General features: G+C 66.0%; 4 protein-coding genes. All 4 read left to right on the top strand.

Translation table 11 applies throughout. The features are described 5' to 3' along the window. The first annotated feature begins 70 nt into the window (after positions 1-70). The 4 genes from F0Q45_RS25580 (at position 71) to F0Q45_RS25565 (ending at position 1,730) form a co-directional block, all read left to right on the top strand. Positions 71-229, top strand: a complete 159-nt coding sequence (locus F0Q45_RS25580; protein WP_149656535.1) for an excisionase family DNA-binding protein — start codon at positions 71-73, stop codon at positions 227-229. Next, positions 226-612, top strand: a complete 387-nt coding sequence (locus F0Q45_RS25575) for a DUF2742 domain-containing protein (RefSeq protein ID WP_149656534.1) — start codon at positions 226-228, stop codon at positions 610-612. The genes F0Q45_RS25580 and F0Q45_RS25575 overlap by 4 nt, the downstream gene beginning before the upstream one ends. Before the next feature lie 63 nt (positions 613-675). Further along, complete coding sequence (locus F0Q45_RS25570) at positions 676-990, top strand: hypothetical protein (RefSeq protein WP_149656533.1); 315 nt, start codon at positions 676-678, stop codon at positions 988-990. Between the two features lie 8 nt (positions 991-998). After that, a complete protein-coding gene (locus F0Q45_RS25565; RefSeq protein WP_149656532.1) occupies positions 999-1,730 on the top strand; it encodes a DUF5906 domain-containing protein in 732 nt (243 codons plus the stop codon). The last annotated feature ends 376 nt before the right edge of the window (positions 1,731-2,106 follow it).

The following is a 2,106-nucleotide window of genomic DNA, read 5'->3' as shown; positions in this document are numbered from 1 at the left end:
ATCATCTTCCCGTCGAACGTCAACCGCTACCGAAACTCGCGAAACCAACCGTGCTCGCAGGTAGGGGAAGATCGCCGAAGCTGCCGAGATACGAGGCGTCACCGACCGCACCATCAGGCAAATGATCGTCGACGGCAGGTTGATTGGCTATCGCAGCGGAAACCGCTTAGTTCGAGTCGATTTGAACGAGATCGACGCCGCGATGCGGCCCTTCGGCGGTGCCGCGTGAGCCCCCCCGACGTGAGAAGGCCGGCCTCGCCACAGGACCGACCCACCGATGACCACACATCTTCCGCCATCGTATCGCACCAGGTCAGCTGGTGGTCGGTGCACACACACGTGTCGCCGCTGCTGGCCGGGGTCGGGTCGTGGCCGATGGTCGGCACACCGGCGTGGTGTCAGCTCGACGACGACCACCCGGCCAAGCTCGCCGCCATCTACGACGCCGCCCAGCACTGGGCGCTGCGGGTCGAGACGTGCCCGGAGGCGCGGGCCGAGGCGTCACGTGACATATCCGGGGCCGCCGACTGGGGGGCTGCCGTGGCGCGTAGCACCCGCCGGCACGCCGACGCGGTACGTAGCGGCGTGTACATCCCGCGGGTGGTGATCTGATGGGCATCCCGTACGGGGCGCGACTACCCAGATCCGATATGGCCCGACGAGGACGGGCGGCCGATGGACGACCCGCTGACCGAGGCCCCGGCCGGCGAACGTCCGATCTACCCGCCACCGTCCGCGCCGCTCGACGTGGCGCGCAAGCTGTACAGCCGATACCGCCTCGACGACAACGGATTACGCACGCTGGTGGCGTGGCGCGGCGGATGGATGCGCTGGCACACCTCCCACTGGGCCGAGACGGACGCTGCTGAGCTGCGCAGCGAAATATGCGACACCCTAGGCGATGTCGACTACATGCGGCCCGTGCGTAAAAACGGCGAAATCGACCACTATGAGCAGACACCCTGGTCGCCCGACAAGCGCAAGGTGTGATCGAGGCCATGGAGGCTATCGGCCATCTGTCAGCAGACATACACCCGCCATCGTGGATCGACCTACATAGTGCGGCGGAAACCTTTGCAGGGCAGATGATTTCATGCGTCAGCGGCCTACTCGATCTGTCCACACGCGAAATCGTCGACCACACCCCCGCCCTGTACAACGTGGTGTCGGCGCCCTTCGCCTGCGAGCGGCATCCGCCGAAGCCACAAGCGTGGCTAGACTTTCTGGCATCGGTGTGGCCTGAGGACCCTGACTCCATCGCGCTACTGCAGGAGTACTTCGGCTATGTGCTCTCCGGGCGCACAGACATGCAAAAGCTGCTACTGCTGATTGGCCCCACCCGGTCGGGCAAGGGCACCATCGCGCGGATGCTGACAGCGCTAGTCGGGCGCGGACATGTCGCCGGACCGACACTAGCAAGCCTGGCAACGCATTTCGGCCTGTCGCCGCTACTGGGTAAGCCGCTGGCCATGATCTCCGATGCCCGGTTGTCGTCCGCCGCACCGTCGAACACCATCGTGGAGCGGCTGCTGTCGATCACCGGCGAGGACATGCTGACCATCGACCGCAAGTTCCGCAGTCCGTGGAATAGCAAGCTGCCCAACAGATTTGCAGTGCTCACGAATGAGCTGCCGAGGTTCCGCGACGCGTCGGACGCGATCGCCAACCGCATGCTTGATCCTGCGTATGACGACCAGCTACCTCGGGCGCGAGGACCGTACCCTCGATGACCGACTGGCCGCCGAGCTGTCCGGCATCCGGCCTGGGCGCTCGATGGCCTGGACCGCCTCGTCACCACGGCCGATTCACGGTGCCGAAATCATCCGAGGATGCTGCCACTCTGATGGCGGACCTAGCGTCCCCGATGAGCGCGTACGTCCGCGGCCGGTGCGTACGAGGGCCAGACGCCACCGTCGAGCGTGACGTCTTGTACGCGGACTGGCGCCACTGGGCCGAGGACGCGGGCATATGCCTGGCAGCAAATCCACGTTCGCGCGCGACTTGCGGGCGGTGGTGCCGGAGCTGCGGGATTTCCGGCCGCGCGTCAGCGGTACGCGCGTCCGGTGCTATGCCCACATTGGCCTCGTGGGTGGACCACCTGGACCA

The organism is Mycobacterium simiae (assembly GCF_008370645.1).
Taxonomy (GTDB): Bacteria; Actinomycetota; Actinomycetes; order Mycobacteriales; family Mycobacteriaceae; genus Mycobacterium; species Mycobacterium simiae_A.
The sequence above is the reverse complement of the archived record's forward strand: the minus strand, read 5'-3'. Positions and strand labels throughout refer to the sequence as shown.